Raw genomic sequence first — 26,215 nt, forward strand, 5'->3', positions numbered from 1 at the left:
GCAGAGGAAATTATCGGCGGGAACGCACTATTTGGTAGCGACGGGTAAAGTACTCAAACGGTGCACTCCAGACGTGGACCAGGCGAGTGAACGGGAACAGCAGGAAGATAGTCATCCCAAGAACCAGATGCACACGGAAAATCAACGCCACGCCATCCAGATGCGCAGATGCGCCGCCCTGGAAGGTCACCACCGACTGGGCCCAACCGACCAGTTTCAGCATTTCACTGCCGTCTGGATGTTGCGCAGAGAACGGGATGGTGGTTAAGCCGAGGATACACTGAATCAACAGAACGCAGAGGATCAGAATATCGGCGGTGGAAGATGTCGCACGAATACGCGGGTTGGTCAGACGGCGCACCAGCAAACCTGCGCCACCAACCAGCGTTAGCACGCCGCATAGCCCACCGGCAATCATTGCCATCTGTTGCTTTACCGCAATCGGCAGGAACCAGGCATACATCCAGTGCGGCGTTAACATGCCGAACAGGTGTCCGAAAAAGATCCCCAGAATGCCGATGTGGAACAGGTTGGACCATAATACCATACCGCGTTTGTCCAGCATCTGGCTGGAAGAGGCGCGCCAGGTGTATTGCCCGTAGTCATAGCGTAGCCAACTGCCGAGGATAAACACCGTCCCACACAGATACGGGTAGATATCGTAAAAAAAGACGTTCAGGTACTGTATCATTTCGGGCCTCCCGCGCTGACGTCGACATACTGCGGCGCCACGTCCTGGCTAAAGCGTCGTTGATAGTTTTGTAACGGTGAACTGTCGCAGGCGGTGGCGTTATCTTCGATAAACTTCACCTGTTCCTCTTCCCAGACTGCATCCAGCGCCTGACGGGTATCATCGCGGGTTTCCGCGCCAACCTGCTTAGTGACACTGTCACTTGAAAGAGGGCTTCCGGCAAGCAGCAGCAGGGCGTCGAACAGTTGATACCACGGTGTATCGCGCTGTTTTAAGCGCCCACCCAGTAACGCCAGAATCGGTGCGACGTTCTGCAGTCCTTCTTTGGCCTCGGCCTCCGGCAGCACGCTCAGATACTCCAGATACAACGGCAAATGATCCGGCAGTTCGCGGCAGTCAAGCTGTAGCCCGACCTTTTCGTACTGTGCCAGCAGATCAACCATCGCCTGGCCCCGATCACGGGACTCGGCGTGGACGTGTTCAAACAACAGCAGAGAGGTGGCCCGGCCCCGGTCGAATATTTCGCACCATTCGGCTTGTTTATCCAGCAGTGGCGCATTGAGCAACCCCTGGCTAAATTCGGTAAGCATAGGGGCATCGCTGGCCACAAGCGCCAGCGCCTCGTCTTTACACTCCCACAGCAGCTCGTCGGGATATTCCATCAGCAGGCCGATAACCTTCAGGATTTGCATTATTCCCCCTCCGCTTTATCGCGCACTTCGGTGATGTCGATGGCATCAATACGACTGCTGTTAAACAGGTTGAATTTGGTATCTGAACCATGGCAGCCGTCACCAAAGGTAAACCCGCAACCATTTTTCTCCGGGAAGGCGTCACGCGCCATTTCACGGTGACTGGTTGGGATCACGAAGCGGTCTTCATAGTTGGCGATGGCCAGATAGCGGTACATCTCCTCAACCTGCTCAACGTTCAGACCCACTTCCTCAATCGCGCGGGTGTCCGTCACGCCTTCGACGGTTTGCGCGCGCATATAGTGGCGCATGGCCATCATCCGTTTGAGCGCGCGTAGCACCGGACCGGTATCGCCTGCGCTTAGCATGTTGGCGAGGTACTGAACCGGAATTCGCAGTGATTCAACCGCAGGAAGAATGTTGCCATTGTGCGGCAGCCCGCCCGCATCAGCGACCGACTGAATCGGTGACAACGGCGGAACATACCAGACCATCGGCAGGGTGCGATATTCCGGGTGCAGCGGCAGCGCCAGCTTCCAGTCCATCGCCATTTTGTAAACTGGCGAACGTTGGGCCGCTTCGATGACGTTGTGCGGAATACCTTGTTTTAACGCTTCTTCAATGACCGCCGGGTCGTGCGGATTAAGGAACACATCGCACTGACGCTCATAGAGATCGGTCTCATGCTCGGTGCTGGCCGCTTCTTCAATACGGTCGGCGTCGTACAGCAATACGCCGAGATAACGAATACGTCCAACGCAGGTTTCCGAACATACCGTCGGCTGGCCAGACTCAATACGCGGGTAGCAGAAAATGCACTTCTCAGACTTACCGCTCTTCCAGTTAAAGTAGATTTTTTTGTACGGACAACCGCTGATGCACAAGCGCCAGCCGCGACATTTGTCCTGATCGATCAGCACGATGCCATCTTCTTCACGCTTATAGATGGCACCACTCGGGCAAGTGGCGACGCAACTTGGGTTCAGGCAATGTTCGCACAGGCGCGGTAAATACATCATGAAGGTGTTTTCGAATTGCCCGTACATCTCCTTTTGCATTTTCTCAAAGTTACGGTCGCGGGCGCGTTTTGAGAACTCGCCGCCCAGCAGCTCTTCCCAGTTGGGACCCCAGATTATCTTGTCCATCCGTTTACCATCAATCAGCGAGCGCGGACGTGCGGTGGGCTGATTCTTGCTTTCCGGCGCGCTATGCAGATGCTGATAATCGTAGGTAAACGGTTCATAGTAGTCGTCAATTTGCGGGATCACCGGGTTGGCGAAAATTTTGGTGATTACGCCCATCTTGCCGCCCAGACGCGGTCTTATTTTGCCGTTAACATCGCGAACCCAGCCGCCTTGCCACTCTTCCTGATCTTCCCAGTTCTTCGGATAACCTATACCCGGTTTGGTCTCGACGTTGTTAAACCACGCGTATTCCATCCCTTCACGTCCGGTCCAGACGTTTTTGCAGGTAACGGAGCAGGTGTGGCAGCCGATGCACTTATCCAGATTAAGAACCATGCCTACCTGTGAGCGTATTTTCATTTTTTCGCCTCCTGTACCTGATCGCGACCTTCATCATCCAGCCAGTTAATATTTTTCATTTTTCTAATCATGATGAACTCATCGCGGTTAGAGCCGACCGTGCCGTAATAGTTGAAGCTGTATGCCAGTTGCGCATAGCCGCCAATCATATGCGTGGGTTTCGGGCAGACGCGGGTGACCGAGTTATGGATCCCGCCACGCATTCCGGTGACTTCCGAGCCGGGGATATTCATGATTCGCTCCTGAGCGTGATACATCATGGTCATTCCCGGCGGCACGCGTTGACTCACCACTGCACGCGCGGTAAGCGCGCCGTTGGCGTTGAAGGCTTCAATCCAGTCGTTATCCTCAATGCCCAACTCTTTGGCATCGGTCTCGCTGATCCAGACAATGGGTCCGCCACGTGACAGCGTCAGCATCAGCAGGTTTTCGCTGTAGGTAGAGTGGATCCCCCATTTCTGGTGTGGGGTCAGGAAGTTGAGCGCTTTTTCCGGGAAGCCGTTAGGCGGAACTTCGCGCATTTCGCTGACGCTGCGGGTATCAATAGGCGGGCGATACGCCACCAGACTTTCACCAAACGCACGCATCCATGCGTGATCCTGATACAACTGCTGGCGACCGGACAGGGTACGCCAGGGGATCAGCTCATGGACGTTGGTATAGCCAGCGTTATAAGAGACATGTTCACTTTCCAGCCCAGACCAGGTAGGGCTGGAGATGATTTTGCGCGGCTGGGCCTGAATATCGCGAAAACGGATCTTCTCGTCTTCTTTGTTCAACGCCAGATGCGTATGGTCGCGTCCGGTCATCGCCCCCAGCGCTTCCCAGGCTTTCACCGCCACCTGACCGTTCGTTTCCGGCGCCAGGGCAAGGATCACCTCAGAGGCATCCAGCGCGGTGTCAATTAGCGGTCTTCCTTTCGCCGGACCTTCGCGCTTGGTGTAGTTAAGCTTGCCGAGGAAATCGACTTCCGCCTGGGTATTCCACGCTATGCCTTTCCCACCGTTGCCGAGCTTGTCCATGAGTGGACCAAGTGAAGTAAAGCGTTCGTAGGTGGCAGGGTAGTCGCGTTCCACAACGGCGATATTGGGCGCCGTTTTCCCAGGAAGAAGATCGCATTCGCCTTTGCGCCAGTCCAGAATGTCAAACGGCTGCGCCAGCTCTGCCGGGGAGTCGTGTTGCAGCGGTTGCAATACCACATCCGTTTCTTGTCCAAGATGTCCGACGCAAACTTCAGAGAATACTTTGGCGATGCCTTTATAAATTTCCCAGTCGCTCTTCGATTCCCAGGCGGGATCGACCGCCGCCGACAGCGGATGAATAAACGGATGCATATCCGAGGTGTTCATATCGTCTTTTTCATACCAGGTAGCGGTTGGCAAAACGATATCGGAGAACAGGCAGGTGCTCGACATACGGAAATCGAGCGTGACCAGCAGATCAAGTTTGCCCTCTATCGCCGCCGACTGCCATTCAACCTCTTCAGGTTTGATACCCTCGCTTGAGCCAAGCGCTTCCCCCTGGATCCCGCTTTCGGTACCCAGTAAATACTTGAGCATGTATTCATGCCCTTTACCGGAGGAGCCGAGCAGGTTAGAGCGCCAGACGAAGAGGTTGCGCGGATGGTTGCTACCGCTATCCGGCTGCTCGCAGGCAAAACGAATATCCCCCGATTTCAGCGCCTGGGCGGTGTATTGCGCAGGAGACAGCCCCGCCTGTTCGGCTTTTGCTTTAACGGTCAGTGGGTTGAGGTTAAGCTGCGGCGCGGACGGCAGCCAGCCCATCCTTTCTGCACGCACGTTAAAGTCAATCAAATGTCCGGTAAACTTCGACGCATCGGCCAGCGGAGAGAGGAGTTCTTGCGCGGTGAGTTTTTCATAACGCCACTGGCTGGAGTGGTTGTAGAAAAACGAAGTGCTGTTCATCTGACGGGGTGGTCGGTTCCAGTCGAGCGCAAAGGCCAGCGGTAACCAACCTGTTTGCGGTCGCAGTTTCTCTTGGCCCACATAGTGCGCCCAGCCACCGCCGCTTTGCCCCACGCATCCACAGAACACGAGGATGTTAATCATGCCACGGTAGTTCATATCCATGTGATACCAGTGGTTGACGCCAGCCCCGAGAATGATCATCGAACGGCCATGCGTTTTATGCGCCGTATCGGCAAACTCGCGGGCGATTTGTTCGATATGACGGCGTGGCACGCCGGTAATTTGCTCGCCCCAGGCAGGGGTATAGGCTTTCACTTCGCTGTAATCTTGCGCGCTATGAACGTCATCCAGACCACGGTCGAGGCCGTAATTCGCCAATACCAGATCATAGACGCTCACCACCGGGCAACGGCTGCCATCGGCGAGGGTAAGATGTTTTACCGGCAGTTGACGGATCAGCACCGGTTCTTGTTTTACGCTGCGAAAATGCGGGTTTTCATTTCCGCCAAAATAGGGGAATGCCACGCCGGTCACTTCATCATGCTGACCGAGCAGCGAGAGAGTAAGCTCAGTTTCCGCGCCAGCCGCCAGGGGTTCCAGGTTCCATTTGCCTTGCTCACCCCAGCGAAAACCGATAGATCCGTTCGGGACAACCAGTTCGCCAGCACTGTTAAAGGCTACCGTTTTCCACTCCGGATTGTTGCTTTCACCCAGACCATCGACAAGGTCTGAGGCGCGCATCATGCGTCCAGGCACATAGCTGCCATCTTCCCGGGCATCCAGTAAAACCAGCATCGGCATATCGGTATAGCGACGACAGTAATTGAGGAAATAATCGCTGGGATTGTCGAGGTGGAACTCTTTCAGGATGACGTGGCCCATTGCCATCGCCAGCGCACTGTCGGTGCCTTGCTTAGGTGCCAGCCACTGGTCGCACAGTTTAGCGACTTCCGAGTAATCCGGTGTAATGGCAATCGTCTTGGTGCCCTTGTAGCGTACTTCGGTGAAAAAGTGCGCATCTGGGGTACGGGTCTGCGGCACGTTAGAGCCCCAGGCGATGATATAACTGGAGTTATACCAGTCGGCGGATTCTGGCACATCGGTTTGCTCACCCCAGGTCATTGGTGAGGCGGGCGGTAAGTCGCAGTACCAGTCATAGAAACTCAGGCAGGTTCCGCCCAGTAGCGAGAGATAGCGTGTACCTGCAGCATAGGAGACCATCGACATCGCAGGGATCGGGGAGAATCCAGCCACGCGGTCCGGGCCATAGGTTTTCACTGTCCAGACGTTAGCGGCGGCAATCAACTGATTAAGCTCTTTCCAGTTGGAGCGGATAAAACCTCCGCGCCCGCGTACCTGCTTGTAGCTCTGGCATTTTTGCGGGTCGTTCATAATGGATTCCCAGGCCAGCACCGGATCGGGCTGGCGGGACAGGGCATCGCGCCACAGTTCTATCAGACGTTTACGCACCAGCGGATACTTCAGGCGGTTGGCGCTGTAAAGATACCAGGAATAGCTGGCGCCGCGCGGGCAGCCGCGGGGTTCATGATTTGGCAAGTCAGGGCGGGTTCGTGGGTAGTCGGTTTGCTGCGTTTCCCAGGTTACCAGTCCATTTTTGACGTAGATTTTCCAGCTGCATGAGCCGGTACAGTTAACACCGTGGGTAGAACGCACAATTTTGTCGAACTGCCAGCGCTGACGATAACTGTCTTCCCAGTCCCGGTTGGTGTGCATCACTTGCCCGTGCCCCTCGGCAAACGTATCGCCCTTTTGTTTAAAGTAGCGAAAGCGGTCTAACAGTTTACTCATGACATAACTCCTGCTTCGATAATATTGCCGACGGTGAATCGAACTCCCGGCCTGGCCGAATGTCCGATCCTGCGGTATCCATTTCGTTATTTTTTTTGTGATTTACGGCCATAGACCAGCCAGGTCACCAGCACGCAGACGATGTAAAACACGAGGAATATTTTCATGGCACCCACCGGAGAGCCTGTCAACGCCAGTGATGAGCCAAACGCTTTAGGGATGAAGAAGCCCCCTACAGCGCCAATGGCTGAGATGAATCCCAGGGCGGCGGCGGTATCGGTTACCGCTTCACGTTGAGCCTGCTCTTCGGTACCACCATGCAGCTTCACCCGGTAAATCGTGATTTTGCGAAAGATCACCGCAATCATCTGGAAGGTCGACCCGCTTCCCAGACCCGCGGTCAGGAACAATCCCATAAACACCAGGTAGAAAGCGACAAAGTTCCCTTCGCCTGATCCTGGCAGGGTGAGAAACAGCAGGGCGCTAAACAGCGCCATAAAGATGAAGTTAATTAACGTGACGCGTACACCGCCGAACTTGTCAGAGATAACGCCGCCCGCCGATCGCGCAAGCGCGCCGATGAAAGGGCCGAAGAACGCCAGTTGCAGGATATTCACGTCAGGAAACTGGGTTTTTGCCAGCATGGCAAAACCTGCAGAAAAACCGATAAATGAACCGAAGGTGGCAAGATACAGCAGGCTTAATAACCACAGATGAAAACGCTTGAGGACCGGTAATTGGGAAGCGATCGAAGCCTTCGAACTGGCAATGTCGTTCATTCCCATACCTGCCGCCACGGTGGCTATCAGCAGTAACGGCACCCAAATCCATGCGGCATTGGCCAGCGACAATAACGAGCCGTCAGCTTGCGGTACGCCCTGAACGCCCAAAAAGGTAAAGATGGGCAGAAAGATAACCAAAGGCGCAATCAACTGCATTACGCTGACGCCGAGGTTTCCGAGACCGCCGTTTACGCCTAACGCACTGCCTTGCTTCGCTTTGGGGAAGAAAAAGCTGATATTGCCCATGCTGGAGGCAAAGTTAGCGCCAGCAAAACCACACATCAGCGCAATAATAATAAATACGCCAAACGGAGTAGCGGTATTTTGCACGGCAAATCCGAGCCAGACGCAGGGAATAATCAGAATGATCGTACTGAAAATGGTCCAACGGCGCCCACCAAATATAGGTACCATAAAGGAGTAGGGAACGCGCAATATTGCACCAGAAAGAGAGGGCAATGCCGTTAATAAAAACAGTTGGTCGGTGGTGAAATTAAAGCCTATTTTATTCAGATTGACGGCAACGGCGCTGAACAACATCCAGACGCAGAAAGCAAGCAGCAAGCAACTCACTGATATCCATAGGTTTCTGCGTGCAATGTGCTTGCCTTTGTTTTCCCAAAAGCCGGGGTTCTCTGGTTTCCAGTCAGTTAAAAGATAACGATTATTTTTCTCATTTGATGATGACATATTATTCTCCATGCACATGCCGTTCATGAAAAAGAAATAAACGCATGCAGCGCCGCGCGGCTTCTTTTTAGAAACTATTGAAAAGTTTTAGGAATATTGACTGAAAGAATAGATAAAAAAGCGCAATAACGCGGCGTGATGGGAGAATTACATGCTGCTTAAGTGTTACCAATTGTAAACATAAAAAGTGCATTATGAATACATCTCTAACATCAGTTACATAACTTCAGTGCCAACATGTGATCAAGGTTGTGATGTAGGGCTAGGTTATCAAGACACATCTCTTTTTCGTCAGAGTTTGATTACTGTTTTACTTTTGAGTATCCACTTCGTTGCGGGCAGGAGAAAGAGGTGTCACGGTATCTCAAGATCAGTCCAATTATTGATATATTCTGATTTTTCACATCCACATAGTTTTAAAATATTTATATGGTAATTTACATGATAAAATAATTTCAGTTGACATGAAATTAACGGCGTTCAAAAAAGGATATGAAATGCTTTCTTTAAATTTCAAAAAAAATCTCTTATCGTTATCTATTCCATTGTTTTTAATTGGTTGCAAAGAAGCAGAGATTAAAGGTGAGTGGATAAATCCAGAAGGCAGCTTTAATAAAAGCTATATTGTTTCATTAATAACCAGCGCTGATCAAAATTTGACTTCAAAAGATATTGAAGTTTCTGAATTAGAAAGTTCAGGTAATGACCATTTTTTTTATGTAACGTTAGTAGATAAGGGCTACACTCAAGAACAATTGGAATCGTTGGTATCAAACGTTGAACGATTAAAAGATGCCCGGAATACAAATTTAACCGTCAACTTTACTAATATAGCCAATGCGAAAGATGCGAGTGAAAGAGATTTGCTTAATGTTGTACAAAGAGCTGGCATGGAGAAAAATGGCAGCCAGTCTACGAGTTTGAACTGGGAAAAAGCGGAAGTTTCTGTCTATACTCAGAAAATAAGTATTACGGGATATACGGATCCCTATAGCGACTTTAACCCAAAGGTATACTGCCAACTGACCGTACCATTAACCAAAAGGTTAAATGATTTTATCATTGATAAACCGTTTCCATATATCACATCACACGATATTCCGGAAAATATCGCCAGTGCGATGTCGCCAACACAATTAGATAAATATATCAAAGACGAAAATGGCCTCCGCCGCTACGTAAACGTTGGTCTGGAACTTAAAGGTGCCACTTATCCTCACAAAACAGTATTTGGCGATGGTTTTTTAACAAAATTTAAAGAAAGCAATGACATTCTCACTCAATCATTACCAATGACTTATAATATCGATGCACAAAGTATCTATTTTAATTTCGGTGATATCCCTAATACTGAAGTCGTTTCAGGATTGAATGATTTTGGTGGGGTAATACACGATAAATGCGCTAAGCTGATTAAACAAGCAGCTCCGGAAATCGATAAAAAATGGAGTTCTGCAGTTCAGCTAGCACGGGTTGGTAGATTTACAATAAACCCTGAATGGATACCACAAGAATAGCATTATCATACAAAGTAACTTCTGGTGATTGAACGTATCATCCATGAGATGAAATAGTTCGTCGCTTTTGAGCGGGTTATGTAGTGGTGCGGCGCTCATGATGGAAGAAGTTCCAGCGTAATCATACGGTCAAGATGGCGATCGAATGCAGGATCGGCCATTTCCTCAATGCCTAATATGTACATACCATCCAGACCGCAGACCAATGCGATTAAGCGCCAGGCGACGTCGGCAGCATCTGGGGTGGAGGAAAACTCACCGGCTTTCTGTCCCTGAGTGATGATGTTGGCGGTTTCTTCGTGCCACATCCGCATGGTCAACAGGTAGGCGCTTTTGATTTCTGGATCTTTACCCGCCACAACCTGCGCTTCACGCCATAGCTTAATATAGGGTTCGAATCCGCCATCTTCGCTGCCCAGCATGGCATGCAGTCGCTCACGAAAACTGGCATTTTCACTGACCAGTTCCGCATCGAGCAGGGTACGGATCAGACGTACAAATGCCTGGGATTTAAGTTCGCCGGCAGAGGCAAAGTGGTGGTGTAGTTGGCCCGTTGCCACATGTGCTTCAGATGCAATGCGTCGCACCGTCATCGCGGTAAACCCTTCCTCAAGCGCGACACGCATGGCCGCCTGCAGAATAACTTCCCGACGTTCATCCCGATTCAGATAGCTCATCTTTCCTCCTGTACTCGTGTATCACGCAGTCTAACAAAAAGTTGGACATATGTTCAATTTTCCGTAGGATCGCTCAAGTTGGACGTGTGTCCAGTTTAAGTTTCGTTAGGGAGTTTTATGTTTCGTCAGTGGTTAACGTTAGTCATTATTGTGCTGGTCTACATCCCTGTTGCGATTGATGCAACGGTGCTGCACGTTGCCGCGCCCACGCTGAGTATGACGCTGGGTGCCAGTGGTAACGAGCTGCTGTGGATCATTGATATTTATTCCCTGGTAATGGCCGGTATGGTATTGCCAATGGGCGCGCTGGGCGATCGCATCGGCTTTAAACGCCTGCTGCTGTTAGGCGCTGGACTGTTTGGTCTCGCATCGCTGGCGGCCGCTTTTGCCCACAGCGCAAGCTGGCTGATAGCCACCCGGGCGGTATTGGCGATTGGCGCGGCGATGATTGTGCCGGCAACGCTTGCGGGGATTCGCGCCACGTTCGCAGAGCAACGGCATCGTAATATGGCGCTCGGCGTCTGGGCCGCGGTCGGTTCTGGCGGTGCGGCATTTGGCCCACTCGTTGGCGGGATGCTGCTGGAGCACTTCTACTGGGGATCCGTGTTCTTAATTAATGTGCCGATTGTCCTGGTGGTAATGGCCTTAACTGCACGCTTAGTGCCGCGTCAGGCCGGACGTCGCGATCAATCGTTAAATTTTGGTCATGCGATAATGCTGATTGTCGCCATTCTGCTGCTGGTCTACAGCGCTAAAACCGCCCTGAAAGGGCATACGGCGACCGTTGCGATCGCGCTGACGTTGTTAACCGGCGCTTTATTGTTGTGGCAGTTTGTCCGTATCCAGCTAGCTGCTTCCCGCCCGATGATTGATATGCGGTTGTTCACGCATCGCATTATCTTAAGCGGCGTAGTGATGGCGATGACCGCGATGATAACTCTGGTAGGGTTCGAGTTACTGATGGCTCAGGAGCTACAGTTTGTTCATGGTTTAACGCCTTATCAGGCGGGCCTTTTTATGCTGCCGGTGATGCTGGCAAGCGGCTTCAGCGGACCGATTGCCGGCATGCTGGTGTCACGTCTGGGATTACGGTGTGTGGCCACGGCGGGCATGGCGCTGAGCGCCGTTAGCTTTTACGGCCTGGCGATGACGGATTTCAGTAGCCAACAGGTACAAGCCTGGATTTTGATGGCTTTGCTCGGCTTCAGCGCCGCCAGTGCGCTTCTGGCTTCAACGGCGGCTATCATGGCGGCAGCTCCGGCAGAAAAAGCCGCAGCCGCGGGCGCCATTGAGACGATGGCTTATGAACTGGGCGCCGGGCTTGGGATCGCTATCTTTGGTTTGCTGTTAAGCCGCAGCTTTTCAGCCTCGATTCTGCCGCCAGTTGGCCTTAATCCGCAGGAGATAGAACGAGCCTCATCGTCAATGGGTGAGGCGGTGCAGTTGGCGCATTCGCTCCCATCGTCGCTGAGTGAGGCGTTGCTGTCGGCTGCTAAAGAAGCCTTTACCTGGTCGCACAGCGTAGCCTTAAGCAGCGCCGGCAGCATGCTTATCGTATTAGCGGTAGGAATGTGGTTCAGTCTGGCAAAGGTACAGCGTCAATAACTAATGAGCTAAATGACAGGGGTAATCCATCTCTTCGACTTCTTTCCCACTGAGTCGAGCGTATTGCCCCGTCAGTCTCCAGAATGCGGGCTGCGTTTCCGTATAGATCTCTGCCGCTAACACCAGGCGGCGGCGATCTACCTCATTAAGCTCCAGCAGCGTCCACGGCACAAAATAGCGATCGCTGCCCGTCAGGGTAAACCACAGCGGGCACCCGCAACCAGAACAAAAGAAACGTTCACCACGATTTGAAGAAGGAAAGTGCGCAGGTTCTGCTGAATCTGGCGACATCAGCGGATGACTGCTGGCTTCCAGATACATAGCGATGCCGCCCGACCACTTCTGGCACAGGGTGCAATGGCAGGCATAGACATCCAGCATTTCGACGTCGACGGTAAAATGACTCTGTCCGCAAAGACAACGACCAGTGAATGTCTGCACGGCATACTCCTTATGACCGAGTCTACATTAAGAGAAAAAGCCAGCCCTGGAAGGACTGGCTTTTTATTCAGGCTACAACAAAATTAGAACTGGTAGTTCAGACCAACAGCCACGATGTTGTCAGTGCTTACACCGGCAGCGCGGGTGAAGTTGTTGTCGTCCAGCAGATTGATTTTGTAATCAACGAAGGTAGACATGTTTTTGTTGAAGTAGTAGGTAGCACCCAGGTCTACGTATTCAACCAGATCCTGGTCGCCGAAGAATGCAATGTCTTTACCTTTGGATTTCAGGTAAGCGATGGACGGACGCAGACCGAAGTCGAACTGGTACTGAGCAACAGCTTCAAAGTTCTGTGCTTGATTTGCAATACCATTGATCTTACTACCGTTAACAGTACCACCAAAGGTAGTCATGTTACGGGTTTCAGAGTAGGTAGTTGCCAGGTAGATGTTGTTCGCATCATATTTCAGGCCAGCAGCCCAAACTTCAGCATTCTTACCGTCAGCTTTGAACAGACCATTGTGGTTGTTCTGAGAATCAGTACGGTCAGATTTCGCATAGGTTGCACCTACACCGAAGCCTTCGTACTCATAAGTGGTAGACAGACCGAAGCCGTCACCGTTAGCTTCTTTGTCGTTGCTACGGTCGTTTTTACCCTGGTACTGCAGGGCAAAATTCAGACCTTCAACCAGACCGAAGAAGTCGGTGTTACGATAGGTTGCAACGCCAGTAGCACGCTGGGTCATGAAGACGTCAGTCTGGGTCCAGGTATCGCCACCGAACTCTGGCAGAACGTCGGTCCATGCGCCGATGTCGTATGCTACGCCGTAGTTACGACCGTAGTCGAAAGAACCGTATTCAGCGAATTTCAGGCCAGCGAATGCCAGACGAGTTTTGTCTGCTTCGGAACCCTGATCTTCAGAACGGTTGCCCTTGAATTCATATTCCCACTGACCGAAACCAACCAGTTGGTCGTTGATCTGGGTTTCGCCCTTGAAGCCCAGACGCGCGTAGGTTTTGTCGCCATCGCTGCCGTTGTCGTCAGAGAAGTAATGCTGAGCGTGAACTTTACCGTAGATATCCAGTTTGTTTGCGTCTTTGTTATATACCTCAGCTGCGTTTACCGCACCTGCCGCCAACAGGCTAGTCACTGCCACTGCAACTAATTTAAGTTTCATTCTAAATAATCCTTATAATTTTTTCTTGGTGTGTTTCCTAAACCATTGCTAAACGAATGGGTTCGTCAATGGCAAACTATTTTTAAATGACGCAGTGGTATAAGTTCAATAATAAGTTTCATATTATTGCGAAATATTTGAAGTTGTGTGATCCAGATCTACATAATATAGCTGATTGTATTAATCATAATATGTGACAGATCTGAATGGGTATATTTACATACGGGACTATTGTGCGGGCTATGGTTTAAATGGTGTTAATTTCGTAGGTGTAATATATACAAGTGAAGAGATTATAGATGACCCGGTAATACTTTCGGACGTTAATTAATTACCATATATTTAACATTTAATTAAACAAATATAAACATAATTCGCAGGTAGGATGGACAAATATTATTCATCAATTTGCCTAAAGTATAGCCGGGTTTTATTTGTTTGTGATAAAACCCGACTTTTTATCAGGCTCGTCGCGTTGCCAGCCAGCAAAGCAGAGAGCCTGCGCAGACCATCAGCGCACCTTGCCAGAACGAAAGCGACAGCGGGGCGCTGAGCAACACAGCGGCCAGCGCGGAGGAGAGCACCGGGGTAAAATAAGACCCAACAGCCATGACGGTCACGTTGCCGTGCAAAATGCCAATATTCCACGCAGCATAGGCAAATCCTAACGTTAACGCTGCAGTGAACATTTTAATCGTCACCGAAGTACTGAAAACCATTTGCGGTTGAGGGGTAATAAAATAGTAAACCCACAAAGTTGCTGCCGTCAGTAAAACGAACACGGTGATGCCGTTAAAGCCTTTTGCATATTTATTGGTCACCGTGCAATACGTTGCCCAGATAAAAGCGCCGAGAAAGGCGAGAAAATAGCTGAGCGGACTGCTGGCAACATTGCTGATAATTTCATCAAGGTTAAGGCCATTTTCGCCACCCAACACCCAACACACCCCGGTCAATGCGATAATTAATCCAGGGATTACCAGCCAGGTTGTTTTTTGACCATTAAATAAAATAGCAAACAATATCGTCAGACTTGGCCAGAGATAATTAACCATACCGACTTCAATAGCCTGGTGACGAGTAGCCGCATAACCGAGAGCCAGCGCTAAACAGATTTCATAGCTAACAAAAAGCACGCTACCGGCGATTAAATAGCGAACAGGTATTTTCCTGATATTCGGAAAGCCGACGGTAAAAATCAGTAACAGGCCGCTTAACGAAAAAATCATTGCCGCGCCGCCCGCAGGACCCAGCCCTTCACTTACTCCACGCATGAGTCCGACCATAGTGCTCCAGAGCACTATGGCAATGAGCCCAATTAACGTTGCTTTTTGTTTTGTCATTCTGATTGTCTGTCCATGGTGCTGGCAAAAAATTAAGCTGAAATTTATAGCACTTTTATACCGTAGCGCGCTAATCAATTGCCTTTCCCATACTCCCTTATGGGTACAAAGGTTAAACAAAGTGCACTATTTAGTAGCGGAACCGTTTCGTTATTGATTTGACGCAAAAAAAATATGGATATAGCTGATAGTTTCGTCGCGAAGTTGTACATGGCATCTTTCAGACTGCCGCGCTCGCGCAATTTGAGAGATTTCCTGTACGAACCCCTGCAAAAAAGAGGAAAGCAATGGACGTCAGCCGCAGACAATTTTTTAAAATCTGCGCGGGCGGTATGGCGGGAACAACAGTAGCCGCTCTGGGTTTTGCACCCAAAATGGCACTGGCTCAGGCGCGAAACTATAAGCTGTTACGCGCCAAAGAGATCCGAAACACCTGCACATACTGTTCCGTAGGTTGCGGGCTATTAATGTATAGCCTGGGAGATGGAGCAAAAAACGCCAAAGAGTCGATTTACCATATTGAAGGGGATCCGGATCATCCGGTGAGCCGCGGGGCATTATGTCCTAAGGGCGCAGGATTACTGGATTACGTGCACAGTGAAAACCGTCTGCGTTACCCGGAATATCGCGCTCCTGGTTCCGACAAATGGCAGCGTATCAGCTGGGATGAAGCATTCACCCGCATCGCGAAGCTGATGAAAACTGACCGTGACGCCAACTTTATTGAGAAGAATGAGCAGGGCGTAACGGTAAACCGCTGGCTTTCAACCGGGATGCTATGCGCATCTGCGGCAAGTAATGAAACTGGCATGCTGACGCAAAAATTTGTGCGCTCACTCGGCATGCTGGCAGTAGACAACCAGGCGCGCGTCTGACACGGACCAACGGTAGCAAGTCTTGCTCCAACATTTGGTCGCGGTGCGATGACCAACCACTGGGTTGATATTAAAAACGCTAACGTCGTGATGGTGATGGGCGGTAATGCCGCTGAAGCACATCCGGTGGGATTCCGCTGGGCGATGGAAGCCAAAAACAACAATGATGCCACGCTGATTGTTGTTGACCCTCGTTTTACTCGTACAGCCTCGGTGGCGGATATCTATGCGCCAATTCGTTCCGGCACGGACATTACGTTCCTGTCCGGCGTCTTACTGTACCTGATTGAAAACAACAAAATTAACGCTGAATACGTGAAGCATTACACCAACGCCAGTCTGCTGGTGCGGGATGACTTTGCTTTTGAAGACGGTCTGTTCAGCGGCTATGACGCGGAAAAACGCCAATACGATAAATCGTCCTGGAACTACCAGTTCGATGAAAACGGCTACGCGAAACGCGATGAAACGTTAAGCCATCCTCGCTGCGTGTGGAATCTGCTAAAACAGCACGTTTCCCGCTACACGCCAGATGTGGTGGAAAACATCTGCGGTACGCCGAAAGAAGACTTCCTGAAAGTCTGCGAAGTACTGGCTTCCACCAGCGCGGCGGATCGCACCACTACGTTCCTGTATGCGCTGGGCTGGACACAGCATACCGTAGGGGCGCAGAACATCCGTACCATGGCGATGATCCAGTTGCTGCTCGGCAACATGGGGATGGCAGGTGGCGGGGTTAACGCCTTACGTGGTCACTCCAACATTCAGGGATTAACCGACTTAGGTCTGCTCTCTACCAGTCTGCCAGGTTACCTGACGCTGCCGTCAGAGAAACAGACGGATCTGCAAACCTATCTGGCTGCTAATACGCCAAAAGCGACGTTGGCCGACCAGGTTAACTACTGGGGTAACTATCCGAAGTTCTTCGTCAGTCTAATGAAATCTTTCTACGGCAATGCGGCGCAGAAAGAGAACGACTGGGGCTTTGAGTGGCTGCCGAAGTGGGATCAGTCCTACGACGTCATCAAATACTTCAACATGATGGATAGCGGAAAAGTCACCGGCTACATCTGTCAGGGCTTTAACCCCGTTGCGTCCTTCCCGGACAAAAACAAAGTGGTGCAGTGCCTGAGCAAACTGAAGTATCTGGTGGTTATCGATCCGCTGGTGACCGAAACCTCAACGTTCTGGCAGAACCACGGTGAATCAAACGACGTCGATCCGGCATCTATTCAGACCGAAGTCTTCCGTTTGCCATCGACCTGCTTTGCGGAAGAGGACGGCTCCATCGCCAACTCCGGCCGCTGGCTGCAGTGGCACTGGAAAGGTCAGGACGCACCGGGTGAAGCCCGCAACGACGGCGAAATTCTGGCCGGTATTTACCATCGTCTGCGCGACATGTATCGCACTGAAGGCGGTAAAGCGATAGAACCCGTTCTGAAAATGAGCTGGAACTATAAGCAGCCGGACGAACCGCACTCCGAGGAAGTGGCAAAAGAGAACAACGGCTATGCGCTGGAAGACCTCTATGATGCCAACGGCGTGCTGGTTGCAAAAAAAGGTCAGTTGCTCAACAGCTTTGCGTTGCTGCGTGATGATGGTTCTACGTCATCGTCCTGCTGGATTTATACCGGTAGCTGGACCGAGCAGGGCAACCAGATGGCCAATCGCGATAATGCCGACCCGTCAGGTCTCGGTAATACGCTGGGCTGGGCCTGGGCATGGCCGTTGAACCGTCGCGTGCTGTATAACCGCGCTTCGGCGGATCCACAGGGTAAACCGTGGGATCCAAAACGCATGCTTATCCAGTGGAACGGTACGAAGTGGACGGGGAACGATATCCCGGACTTCAATACCGCAGCGCCAGGCAGCGGCACCAATCCGTTTATCATGCAGCCGGAAGGGCTGGGGCGTCTGTTTGCTATCGATAAGATGGCGGAAGGTCCGTTCCCGGAACACTACGAGCCGATGGAAACTCCGCTGGGTACTAACCCGCTGCACCCGAACGTGATCTCCAACCCGGCAGCGCGTCTGTACGAAGCGGATAAGCTCCGCATGGGTACGAAACAGGACTTCCCGTACGTCGGGACGACCTATCGTCTGACCGAACATTTCCATACCTGGACCAAGCACGCATTGCTGAATGCGATTGCCCAGCCAGAGCAGTTTGTGGAAATCAGCGAAACGCTGGCGGCAGCGAAAGGTATCAACAACGGCGATCACGTGAAAGTCAGCAGCAAGCGTGGATTTATTCGCGCAGTTGCCGTGGTGACCCGTCGTCTGCGTACTTTGAACGTCAACGGTCAGCAGGTTGAAACGGTTGGGATCCCAATCCACTGGGGCTTTGAAGGAGTCGCGCGTAAAGGCTATATCGCCAACACCCTGACGCCGAATGTCGGTGATGCAAACTCGCAAACGCCGGAATACAAAGCGTTTTTAGTTAACATCGAGAAGGCGTAAGGGAGGCGAACATATGTCTATGGAAACGCAGGACATCATCAAAAGGTCCGCAACAAACTCCATCACGCCGCCGCCTCAGGCCCGTGATTATAAAGCGGAGGTCGCGAAGCTGATCGACGTTTCCACCTGTATAGGCTGTAAAGCTTGTCAGGTGGCATGCTCAGAGTGGAACGATATCCGCGATGAAGTCGGCCACTGCGTCGGGGTGTATGATAACCCCGCCGATCTCAGCGCCAAGTCCTGGACGGTGATGCGGTTTACCGAAACCGAACAGAACGGCAAGCTGGAGTGGTTGATTCGTAAAGACGGCTGTATGCACTGTGAAGATCCGGGCTGCCTGAAGGCATGCCCGTCTGCCGGAGCTATCATCCAGTACGCCAACGGGATTGTCGATTTCCAGTCAGAACACTGTATTGGCTGCGGCTACTGTATTGCCGGGTGTCCATTTAATATTCCGCGCCTCAATAAAGAGGATAACCGCGTGTATAAATGTACGCTGTGTGTGGACCGGGTCAGCGTCGGGCAGGAACCTGCCTGCGTGAAGACTTGTCCGACCGGAGCAATACATTTCGGCACTAAGCAGGAAATGCTGGAAATGGGCGAACAGCGCGTGGCAAAACTGAAGGCTCGCGGTTTCGAACACGCCGGTCTCTACAATCCGGAAGGTGTGGGTGGTACGCACGTTATGTACGTTCTGCATCATGCCAACCAGCCGGAGCTGTATCATGGCCTGCCGAAAGATCCGCAGATCGATACCTCTATCAATCTGTGGAAAGGGGCGCTGAAACCGCTGGCCGCTGCCGGATTTATCGCCACCTTCGCCGGGCTGATTTACCACTACATTGGTATCGGCCCGAATAAGGAAGTGGACGACGACGAGGAGGATCATCATGAGTAAGTCGAAAATGATTGTGCGCACGAAGTTTATCGACCGCGCCTGTCACTGGACGGTGGTGATCTGCTTCTTCCTGGTGGCGTTGTCGGGGATTTCTTTTTTCTTCCCGACTCTGCAATGGCTGACGCAGACCTTCGGTACGCCGCAGATGGGACGCATTTTGCACCCGTTCTTCGGCATACTGATCTTCGTGGCGCTGATGTTCATGTTTGTACGCTTTGTTCACCACAACATCCCGGATAAAAAAGATATCCCGTGGCTGAAAAACATTGTGGAAGTGCTGAAAGGCAATGAACATAAAGTGGCGGATGTGGGCAAGTACAATGCCGGGCAGAAAATGATGTTCTGGTCAATCATGAGCATGATTTTCGTGCTGTTGATTACTGGTATCATTATCTGGCGTCCGTACTTTGCGCAGTTCTTCCCGATGCAGGTTGTGCGCTATAGCCTGCTGATCCATGCGGCGGCGGGGATTATCCTGATGCACGCCATCCTCATCCATATGTATATGGCATTCTGGGTGAAAGGATCGATTAAAGGCATGGTTGAAGGGAAAGTGAGCCGTCGCTGGGCGAAGAAACATCACCCACGCTGGTATCGCGAAGTTGAAAGACAAGAAGCGAAAAAAGAGAGCGAGGAAGGGGTTAACTAACTCCTGACGTTCCCTGTACGTAATGGCGCTACCGATGTAGCGCCATTTTTTTGCCAAAAAAACGTCATGTTTCTGTCATCTGCTGAACGTAAGGTGTTGTCTTTCCAATAATAGAAGAGTTAAAAGACAATGCATCTGGTGAAAAAATTACTCGCAGTCAGCCTATTTCTTTGTGCATCCGCTCAGGCGCAGAATGTCCTCGAATTTCCGCAGCCGGAGAATAACCCGGAAGAGTTTTATGCCGTGACCGAAATCCCGGCAGGTGGAATAATCAAATATGAAACTGACGCCAAAACCGGTTTTATCATTGCCGATCGCTTCCAGTCCATGCCGGTTGCCTATCCCGCCAACTACGGTTCTCTGACCCAGTCTTTAGCCGGTGACGGCGACCCGCTGGATGTTATCTTTTATACCCGCGCGCCGCTGACTCCGGGAACGTTGATTAAGCTGCGCGCTATTGGCGTACTGAAGATGATCGACGGCGGTGAAAAGGACGACAAAATTGTTGCCGTTCCGGCCAGTAAAATTGACCCTACTTATGACAACATCAAAGAGCTGAGCGATCTGCCAAAGATTGAAGTTCAACGTCTGGAATCTTTCTTCCGCGTGTACAAAGATCTGCCGGAAGGGCGCAAGAAGGTCGAATTAAACGGTTTCAACGATGCCGCTACGGCGAAGCAAGAGATCAAACAGGCCTGGGAGGCCTGGAAAGAGAAAAAACCGCAGCAATAATTAGCATGCCGGATGGCAAAAGTTGATCCGGCATTCAACTTTTATCATTGTACTGCCAGCTTACGCAGGCGTGAAATATCCACGCTTTTTTGGGCCTCTGCCAGACTCCAGGTATTTTGCAGGTTTAACCACATTTCGGGTGAACTGCCAATCACCACAGAGAGTTTAATCGCCATCTCAGGCGTCAGGGCCGCTTTCCCGGTTAATAGTCGACTTGCCGTTGAAGGTGCAATTTCCATAGCCCTGGCAAACTCGCGCAGGCTGACATTGAGTTCGTCCAGCGCTTCCTGAATGATATCCCCAGGACGGGGATGATTTGCCATCTTCATCAATGATAGTCCTCGTAGTCCAGTATGTACGCATCGCCATTGACGAATTCAAACGTAATACGCCAGTTACCTGAAACAGTAATTGCCCATATGCCGTCACGCTCACCCACCAGAGGATGTAGCTTATAGCCGGGCATATTGATATCTGTAACCTTACTTGCCGCATCAATAACGGCAAGCCTGTGTCGTAATCGTCGGACATGCTTCGCCATAACGCCTGATGTTCGCCCATAAAGAAACAAATCGCGCAATCCTTTGTGTCTGAAGTTCATGATCATCCATATCTTCCTTGTTCCTTCAAGAGGAACATTACCATTAATGTTCCTTTAAGCGCAACACCAGGATTGCGATGTTTTAAATTTTGCGGCGAATGTGCAAAAAGAAAAAGGGAGAAGGGGAATATCTGGAAAGCGTCACGCAAGAATTGCCGGATGACGGGCCTACACGCGCATTTTGCTGATGTAGGCCGGATAAGCTTGCGCCATCCGGCAATGCGGTTTACTCCAGTTGTGAGTTCAGACGCTCAATCTCCTTCCGCCATTGTGCCTGTAACAACGGCTTTTGATGTTTTGGCTTGCGCGCAAGATCGTCGGCCAGACGTTGCTCCAGCTCGAGGAGTTGTTCCAGCAATCCATCGCTGTCAACGCTGATTTCGGACCTCGCTTCGACCACCGTTTTGGGAACAGTTATCTCAGAGGATGTTTCCCGAATACGCGCATTGACCGCGTCCAGATCGTGCCATTCGCTCAGTTCGCCATTGTCGATTAACCAAAACCGGTTACAGCTTTGGCTGATAAGCTGACGGTCATGACTGACCAGCAACACGCCGCCGTTATAGCTCTGCAGCGTTTCTGCCAGCGCTTCTTTACCTTCCATATCCAGATGGTTGGTCGGTTCATCGAGCATTAGCAGGCTGTAGCGCGCAAGCGTCAGACCCACAAACAGCAGCCGGGATCGTTCACCGCCGCTTAATGTACTGACTCGCTGCGCATGTCGGACCCACGGAAAACCCGCGCTAATCAGCGCCATCTTGCGAATCTCCGGCTGCGGGGCAAACGCTTCCAGCGCGTCAAATAACGAATCGTTGTCTGCGAGCTGATGCAGCGTCTGGTCGTAATACCCCAGCGTAACGCGCGGGTGTAACACCAGTGAAGGTGATGCCATCTGTGACTGAAACTGTTGCCAGATAAGCCTTAACAGCGACGATTTCCCGCAACCGTTACGCCCGACAATCGCCACGCGATCGCCACTTTTTAACCGGATACCGGCAATGGAAAACAGCGTATCAGCGCCGGGAGCAGGGGCTACGGACAGATTTGTCATCTCCAGCAAACGATCCGCACGCAGAGCATCCCCCTGCAATGTTAGCGTCCACTGACTCCCTGACGTCACTTCCGTCTGTACCTCTTTCAGGCGTTGTACCTGTTTTTCCATCTGTTTGGCCTTGCGGGAGAGATCTTCGTTGTCGTAGACCCGCCCCCAGGTAGCCAGCCGCCTGGCGCTGGCGGCCACACGGTCGATCTCCTTTTGTTCAGCCTTATGGCGCAAAGCATCGCTGACGTCTCTTTCTGCCAGCGCCTGACGCGCCGCGCTACAGGGCAGATCAAAAGCATGGAGAGTGCGATCGCGCAAGATCCACGTTCCGTGAGTCACCGCGTCCAGCAGCTGCGGGTCGTGAGAAACCACCACAAAACTGCCAGACCAGTTCTGTAAGAACTGTTCCAGCCACAGTAATGTGGGCAAATCCAGGTGGTTACCCGGCTCATCCAGCAGCAGTAAGTCAGGATTTCGCATCAGCGCCCGCGCTAATAGCAGACGCGTATGTTGGCCGCCGCTCAGCGTTTGTGCTGTCAGGGATAAATTCTCCGGCGTGAACCCCATTTCGGCAAGCAGTGCTTCAACCCGCCACTGCTGAGCTGCGCGTTCATGCTCGGGAAGTTGAGCGAGAACGGCTTCCTGCAGCGTAAGCGGCAGTATATCGTCAGGTAGATGTTGTTCCACACGAGCGAGATGACAGTGATTCGCCTGCGCGATTGCCCCACTGGTGGGCGAGATCGTGCCGTCGAGCAGTTTTAACAGCGTGCTTTTGCCACAGCCGTTGTAACCGATAAGCCCGATGCGGTCGCCTTTTTTCAGGGTAAAGGAAAGATCGTCGAATAGCGTGCCGAATGCCGTATCAACGTGTAAGGATTGTGCGGTTAGTAATGTGCTCATTGTTGCTTACTCAAGAGTTACAGGCGTGAAAACGCCTCGTCAAACATCGCTGACGATAACCCGGTAAGCCCGAGAGAAGGGGATTTAGAAGTTAGCTTCGCTCAAGCAGAAGTTATCGCAGCACGATACCGATAACGCTTGAGCACTGGCGATCGCCAAAAGCATGTGAAACGATAAAACGTTCACAGTACAGCATAAGTATCCTCCTTTTGTTTTTCAGAATGTTGATCGGTAGCGAAAGTGTAATCGCAAGTTACGCGGTCGCGCAAGCTTTGCACGCGGCAGCATTGGAACCGTAAACACTGATACGGGAACAGTTACCTTGATTCAGAAGGAATGAACGCAGATTATTCATGCGAAAGTTAATTTTCATCGCGTCAAAAGTATGAGTTAAGGATCACAACAACGATCTACATTCTCCAGTATCCTCTGCACACTATTTTATTATTTGGAGAATAGATAACATGAAAAAAACAATTACATTAACGATGATTGCGCTGGGATGTTTATTTGCAAATGCACAGGCAAGTGAAAAACTTGCGGGTAATGAGATACTTAAAGTTCAAAAAGGTGGGGTTCCCGACAAAATTTACACGCAACAAAAACCTCATTTAAAGATTGCCACCTATAACATTGGTAAAAATGAAGCCTCTGCTGATGTAGCGGATTTTACTGCACTTAATTCGGCGATTGAAAGAATAAATGCCGATATTATTGCGGTTCCGGAGGTTGATAATAAAACAGGTCGTAGCCAAAAAATTGATCAACTCAAAAAAATCGCTGATGCCAATAAACTGCATTATGTCTTTGGAAAAGCTATCGACTTTGACGGCGGTGAATACGGATTAGGTCTTCTTTCCAAATATAAAATACTGCATTCGCAGGTCGTGAAATTACCGTCGGGTGATGCAGAACAGCGTGTGGCATTACTGGCGCAGATAGATGTTCCCGGCTTTGATTCCGCACCGATCATCATGGTAACTCACCTCGACTGGCAAAAAGATCCAACCATGCGAACTGAGCAGGCGCGTTACCTGTTAGATATTAGCATTGGTGACGCAACAACAGATTTCCCGGATATCGCATCTTCAATTAAAATCCTGGCGGGCGATTTCAATTCAACCCGGGATGAACAACCCCTTAAAGAAATACGTTACTTTTTCAATGAAGTGACGAAAGAGGGAATTGATACGCGCAGTTGGCCAGCCGTTAACCCAGCGATTGATATAGACCATATTTTCACATTTAAAGGGCAAAAGTGGAACGTCAAAAATCTGCAGATCCCACATAATTCATCCGAATTTACGTGGTCTACGGCGAGCGATCACCTGCCGGTTATTGCTGAGCTTGAACTTTCAGAGCAGTGATCCACATACAGCCTTTTGTTCATCAAACGCTTAACATTGCCCGGCAGCAGTTTGCCGCCGGGCAAAGCGTCAGATAGAAGTACGACGGTAGTCGCGATATTCCGCCTGCCAGAAATTATCGTCAATCGCCTGTTGTAGCGCTTCGGCGGACGTTTTAACCGCCACGCCTTGCTGCTGGGCCATTTTCCCCACGGCAAAAGCGATGGCGCGCGACACCGTCTGAATGTCTTTCAGCTCCGGTAACACCAGTCCTTCGCCGTTGAGCACCAGCGGTGAATACTGCGCCAGCGTTTCGCTTGCCGACATCAGCATTTCATCAGTGATGCGCGACGCGCCAGAAGCAATAACCCCCAGACCGATACCCGGGAAGATATAGGCGTTGTTACACTGGGCGATCGGATAAATTTTCTCTTTCCACAGTACCGGCGCGAACGGGCTACCGGTCGCAACCAGCGCATTACCTTCTGTCCAGGCGATAATATCCTGTGGCGTAGCTTCTACGCGGGAAGTCGGGTTAGACAGCGGCATGACGATCGGACGCGGACAATGTTTATGCATTTCGCGAATGATTTCTTCTGTAAACAGGCCGGTCTGTCCGGAAACACCAATCAGGATATCCGGCTTAACGTTGCGTACCACGTCGAGTAGCGACAGCACATCTTCTTGCGTATCCCAGTGCTGGAGGTTTTCTCGTTTTTGCACCAGTTTGGTCTGGAAAGAGAGCAGGTTCGGCATCTTATCGGTTAACAGGCCAAAGCGATCAACCATGAATACGCGTTGACGCGCCGCTTCTTCGCTTAAGCCTTCACGCTGGATTTGCGCGATGATCTGCTCGGCAATCCCGCAACCGGCGGAACCCGCCCCGAGGAAGACGATATTTTGTTCGCTCAACTGGCTACCGGCCGCGCGGCTGGCAGCAATCAGCGTGCCAACGGTCACCGCCGCGGTACCCTGAATATCGTCGTTAAACGAGCAGATTTCATCGCGATAACGGGTCAGGAGAGGCATGGCGTTTTTCTGCGCGAAGTCTTCAAACTGCAACAGTACGTCCGGCCAGCGATGCTTCACGGCCTGGATGAATTCATCGACAAATTCGTAGTACTCATCATCAGTGATGCGCGGATTACGCCAGCCCATATACAGCGGATCGTTGAGCAGTTGCTGATTGTTGGTCCCGACGTCAAGTACCACTGGCAGGGTGTAGGCCGGGCTAATTCCGCCACACGCGGTATACAGCGACAGTTTACCGATTGGAATCCCCATTCCGCCGATGCCCTGATCGCCAAGACCCAAAATACGTTCGCCATCGGTAACGACGATAACCTTGATATTGTGGTTAGGAACGTTTTGCAGGATGTCGTCCATATTGTGGCGGTTCTGATAAGAGATAAATACGCCGCGCGCGCGACGATAGATCTCAGAGAAACGCTCACAGGCCGCGCCGACCGTTGGGGTGTAGATAACCGGCATCATCTCATCGAGGTGATTATGCACGAGTCGGTAAAACAGGGTTTCGTTGGTGTCCTGGATGTTACGCAGATAAATGTGTTTATCAATTTCAGTTTTGAATCCCTGATATTGGATCCAGGCGCGTTCGGCCTGTTCTTCAATCGTCTCGACCACTTCCGGCAGTAACCCCAGCAGGTTGAAGTTACGGCGTTCTTCCACACTGAAAGCGCTCCCTTTATTCAGTAAGGGGAATTCCAGCAGTACCGGGCCAGCGTAAGGGATGTAAAGGGAACGCAGTTTTTTAGTTTCGTTTTCCATGTCACTCACTCTTTTTTGAATAACCGT

General features: G+C 51.2%; 20 protein-coding genes. 7 read left to right on the forward strand and 13 right to left on the reverse strand.

Going from position 1 to position 26,215, the window contains the following annotated elements; all coding sequences use genetic code 11:
• Positions 1-10: 10 nt before the first annotated feature.
• The 5 genes from narI to LA337_11185 form a co-directional block, all read right to left on the reverse strand.
• Entirely contained in the window at positions 11-691 is a 681-nt protein-coding gene (gene narI / locus LA337_11165) for a respiratory nitrate reductase subunit gamma (GenBank protein ID UBI18202.1), read from the reverse strand.
• The gene (gene narW, locus LA337_11170) at positions 688-1,383 is read right to left on the reverse strand and encodes a nitrate reductase molybdenum cofactor assembly chaperone (GenBank protein UBI18203.1); all 696 of its coding nucleotides are present in this window, start codon (positions 1,381-1,383) and stop codon (positions 688-690) included. The genes narI and narW overlap by 4 nt, the downstream gene beginning before the upstream one ends.
• The gene (narH, locus tag LA337_11175) at positions 1,383-2,927 is read right to left on the reverse strand and encodes a nitrate reductase subunit beta (GenBank protein UBI18204.1); all 1,545 of its coding nucleotides are present in this window, start codon (positions 2,925-2,927) and stop codon (positions 1,383-1,385) included. Before narH ends, narW begins: the two co-directional genes overlap by 1 nt.
• Entirely contained in the window at positions 2,924-6,664 is a 3,741-nt protein-coding gene (locus tag LA337_11180) for a nitrate reductase subunit alpha (GenBank protein ID UBI18205.1), read from the reverse strand. The genes narH and LA337_11180 overlap by 4 nt, the downstream gene beginning before the upstream one ends.
• Before the next feature lie 86 nt (positions 6,665-6,750).
• Entirely contained in the window at positions 6,751-8,136 is a 1,386-nt protein-coding gene (locus LA337_11185) for a NarK family nitrate/nitrite MFS transporter (GenBank protein UBI18206.1), read from the reverse strand.
• Between the two features lie 497 nt (positions 8,137-8,633).
• Here LA337_11185 and LA337_11190 point away from each other — a divergent pair, with 497 nt between their 5' ends.
• Positions 8,634-9,653, forward strand: coding sequence for a hypothetical protein (locus tag LA337_11190; GenBank protein UBI18207.1), 1,020 nt, complete (start codon positions 8,634-8,636; stop codon positions 9,651-9,653).
• Positions 9,654-9,748: 95 nt separating this feature from the next.
• Here the strand turns inward: LA337_11190 and LA337_11195 are convergent, their stop codons facing one another.
• Positions 9,749-10,330, reverse strand: a complete 582-nt coding sequence (locus LA337_11195; GenBank protein ID UBI18208.1) for a TetR family transcriptional regulator — start codon at positions 10,328-10,330, stop codon at positions 9,749-9,751.
• 117 nt (positions 10,331-10,447) lie between these two features.
• Here LA337_11195 and LA337_11200 point away from each other — a divergent pair, with 117 nt between their 5' ends.
• The gene (locus LA337_11200) at positions 10,448-11,935 is read left to right on the forward strand and encodes an MFS transporter (GenBank protein ID UBI18209.1); all 1,488 of its coding nucleotides are present in this window, start codon (positions 10,448-10,450) and stop codon (positions 11,933-11,935) included.
• Here LA337_11200 and LA337_11205 read toward each other — a convergent pair whose 3' ends face one another.
• The 3 genes from LA337_11205 to yddG form a co-directional block, all read right to left on the reverse strand.
• Complete coding sequence (locus tag LA337_11205; GenBank protein ID UBI18447.1) at positions 11,936-12,316, reverse strand: GFA family protein; 381 nt, start codon at positions 12,314-12,316, stop codon at positions 11,936-11,938.
• A 143-nt stretch (positions 12,317-12,459) separates the two neighbouring features.
• Entirely contained in the window at positions 12,460-13,554 is a 1,095-nt protein-coding gene (gene ompD / locus LA337_11210) for a porin OmpD (protein ID UBI18210.1), read from the reverse strand.
• A 461-nt stretch (positions 13,555-14,015) separates the two neighbouring features.
• Positions 14,016-14,897, reverse strand: a complete 882-nt coding sequence (yddG, locus tag LA337_11215; protein UBI18211.1) for an aromatic amino acid efflux DMT transporter YddG — start codon at positions 14,895-14,897, stop codon at positions 14,016-14,018.
• Between the two features lie 287 nt (positions 14,898-15,184).
• Here yddG and fdnG point away from each other — a divergent pair, with 287 nt between their 5' ends.
• From fdnG to LA337_11235, 4 genes are all read left to right on the forward strand, one after another.
• On the forward strand, positions 15,185-18,232 hold the full coding sequence (fdnG, locus tag LA337_11220; GenBank protein ID UBI18212.1) for a formate dehydrogenase-N subunit alpha: 3,048 nt from the start codon (positions 15,185-15,187) through the stop codon (positions 18,230-18,232).
• A gap of 13 nt (positions 18,233-18,245) precedes the next feature.
• On the forward strand, positions 18,246-19,130 hold the full coding sequence (gene fdnH / locus LA337_11225; protein UBI18213.1) for a formate dehydrogenase N subunit beta: 885 nt from the start codon (positions 18,246-18,248) through the stop codon (positions 19,128-19,130).
• Positions 19,123-19,779, forward strand: coding sequence for a formate dehydrogenase-N subunit gamma (fdnI, locus tag LA337_11230; GenBank protein ID UBI18214.1), 657 nt, complete (start codon positions 19,123-19,125; stop codon positions 19,777-19,779). Before fdnH ends, fdnI begins: the two co-directional genes overlap by 8 nt.
• Positions 19,780-19,908: 129 nt before the next feature.
• Positions 19,909-20,511 carry an inorganic diphosphatase gene (locus LA337_11235; protein UBI18215.1) on the forward strand — a complete coding sequence of 201 codons (603 nt, stop codon included), beginning with the start codon at positions 19,909-19,911 and terminating at the stop codon, positions 20,509-20,511.
• A gap of 44 nt (positions 20,512-20,555) precedes the next feature.
• On the opposite strand, the gene LA337_11240 is transcribed toward LA337_11235, so the two are convergent.
• From LA337_11240 to LA337_11250, 3 genes are all read right to left on the reverse strand, one after another.
• On the reverse strand, positions 20,556-20,840 hold the full coding sequence (locus tag LA337_11240; GenBank protein UBI18216.1) for a HigA family addiction module antidote protein: 285 nt from the start codon (positions 20,838-20,840) through the stop codon (positions 20,556-20,558).
• Positions 20,840-21,118 (reverse strand): type II toxin-antitoxin system RelE/ParE family toxin, encoded by a 279-nt coding sequence (locus LA337_11245; protein ID UBI18217.1) that lies wholly within the window; start codon positions 21,116-21,118, stop codon positions 20,840-20,842. Before LA337_11245 ends, LA337_11240 begins: the two co-directional genes overlap by 1 nt.
• Before the next feature lie 220 nt (positions 21,119-21,338).
• Positions 21,339-23,054, reverse strand: a complete 1,716-nt coding sequence (locus LA337_11250; protein UBI18218.1) for an ATP-binding cassette domain-containing protein — start codon at positions 23,052-23,054, stop codon at positions 21,339-21,341.
• Between the two features lie 464 nt (positions 23,055-23,518).
• On the opposite strand from LA337_11250, the gene LA337_11255 reads away from it, so the two are divergent.
• Positions 23,519-24,421, forward strand: coding sequence for an endonuclease/exonuclease/phosphatase family protein (locus LA337_11255; protein UBI18219.1), 903 nt, complete (start codon positions 23,519-23,521; stop codon positions 24,419-24,421).
• Positions 24,422-24,490: 69 nt separating this feature from the next.
• On the opposite strand, the gene maeA is transcribed toward LA337_11255, so the two are convergent.
• Entirely contained in the window at positions 24,491-26,188 is a 1,698-nt protein-coding gene (gene maeA, locus LA337_11260) for a malate dehydrogenase (protein ID UBI18220.1), read from the reverse strand.
• Between the last annotated feature and the right edge of the window lie 27 nt (positions 26,189-26,215).

It is taken from the genome of Citrobacter europaeus (assembly GCA_020099315.1).
Taxonomy (GTDB): Bacteria; Pseudomonadota; Gammaproteobacteria; order Enterobacterales; family Enterobacteriaceae; genus Citrobacter; species Citrobacter europaeus.

What these genes read in the sequence shown, in the direction of transcription:
- narI (UBI18202.1), bottom strand. Translation starts at nt 691, where the DNA reads ATGATACAGTACCTGAACGTCTTTTTTTACGATATCTACCCGTATCTG.
- narW (UBI18203.1), bottom strand. Translation starts at nt 1,383, where the DNA reads ATGCAAATCCTGAAGGTTATCGGCCTGCTGATGGAATATCCCGACGAG.
- narH (UBI18204.1), bottom strand. Translation starts at nt 2,927, where the DNA reads ATGAAAATACGCTCACAGGTAGGCATGGTTCTTAATCTGGATAAGTGC.
- LA337_11180 (UBI18205.1), bottom strand. Translation starts at nt 6,664, where the DNA reads ATGAGTAAACTGTTAGACCGCTTTCGCTACTTTAAACAAAAGGGCGAT.
- LA337_11185 (UBI18206.1), bottom strand. Translation starts at nt 8,136, where the DNA reads ATGTCATCATCAAATGAGAAAAATAATCGTTATCTTTTAACTGACTGG.
- LA337_11190 (UBI18207.1), top strand. Translation starts at nt 8,634, where the DNA reads ATGCTTTCTTTAAATTTCAAAAAAAATCTCTTATCGTTATCTATTCCA.
- LA337_11195 (UBI18208.1), bottom strand. Translation starts at nt 10,330, where the DNA reads ATGAGCTATCTGAATCGGGATGAACGTCGGGAAGTTATTCTGCAGGCG.
- LA337_11200 (UBI18209.1), top strand. Translation starts at nt 10,448, where the DNA reads ATGTTTCGTCAGTGGTTAACGTTAGTCATTATTGTGCTGGTCTACATC.
- LA337_11205 (UBI18447.1), bottom strand. Translation starts at nt 12,316, where the DNA reads ATGCTGGATGTCTATGCCTGCCATTGCACCCTGTGCCAGAAGTGGTCG.
- ompD (UBI18210.1), bottom strand. Translation starts at nt 13,554, where the DNA reads ATGAAACTTAAATTAGTTGCAGTGGCAGTGACTAGCCTGTTGGCGGCA.
- yddG (UBI18211.1), bottom strand. Translation starts at nt 14,897, where the DNA reads ATGACAAAACAAAAAGCAACGTTAATTGGGCTCATTGCCATAGTGCTC.
- fdnH (UBI18213.1), top strand. Translation starts at nt 18,246, where the DNA reads ATGTCTATGGAAACGCAGGACATCATCAAAAGGTCCGCAACAAACTCC.
- fdnI (UBI18214.1), top strand. Translation starts at nt 19,123, where the DNA reads ATGAGTAAGTCGAAAATGATTGTGCGCACGAAGTTTATCGACCGCGCC.
- LA337_11235 (UBI18215.1), top strand. Translation starts at nt 19,909, where the DNA reads ATGCATCTGGTGAAAAAATTACTCGCAGTCAGCCTATTTCTTTGTGCA.
- LA337_11240 (UBI18216.1), bottom strand. Translation starts at nt 20,840, where the DNA reads ATGAAGATGGCAAATCATCCCCGTCCTGGGGATATCATTCAGGAAGCG.
- LA337_11245 (UBI18217.1), bottom strand. Translation starts at nt 21,118, where the DNA reads ATGATCATGAACTTCAGACACAAAGGATTGCGCGATTTGTTTCTTTAT.
- LA337_11250 (UBI18218.1), bottom strand. Translation starts at nt 23,054, where the DNA reads ATGAGCACATTACTAACCGCACAATCCTTACACGTTGATACGGCATTC.
- LA337_11255 (UBI18219.1), top strand. Translation starts at nt 23,519, where the DNA reads ATGAAAAAAACAATTACATTAACGATGATTGCGCTGGGATGTTTATTT.
- maeA (UBI18220.1), bottom strand. Translation starts at nt 26,188, where the DNA reads ATGGAAAACGAAACTAAAAAACTGCGTTCCCTTTACATCCCTTACGCT.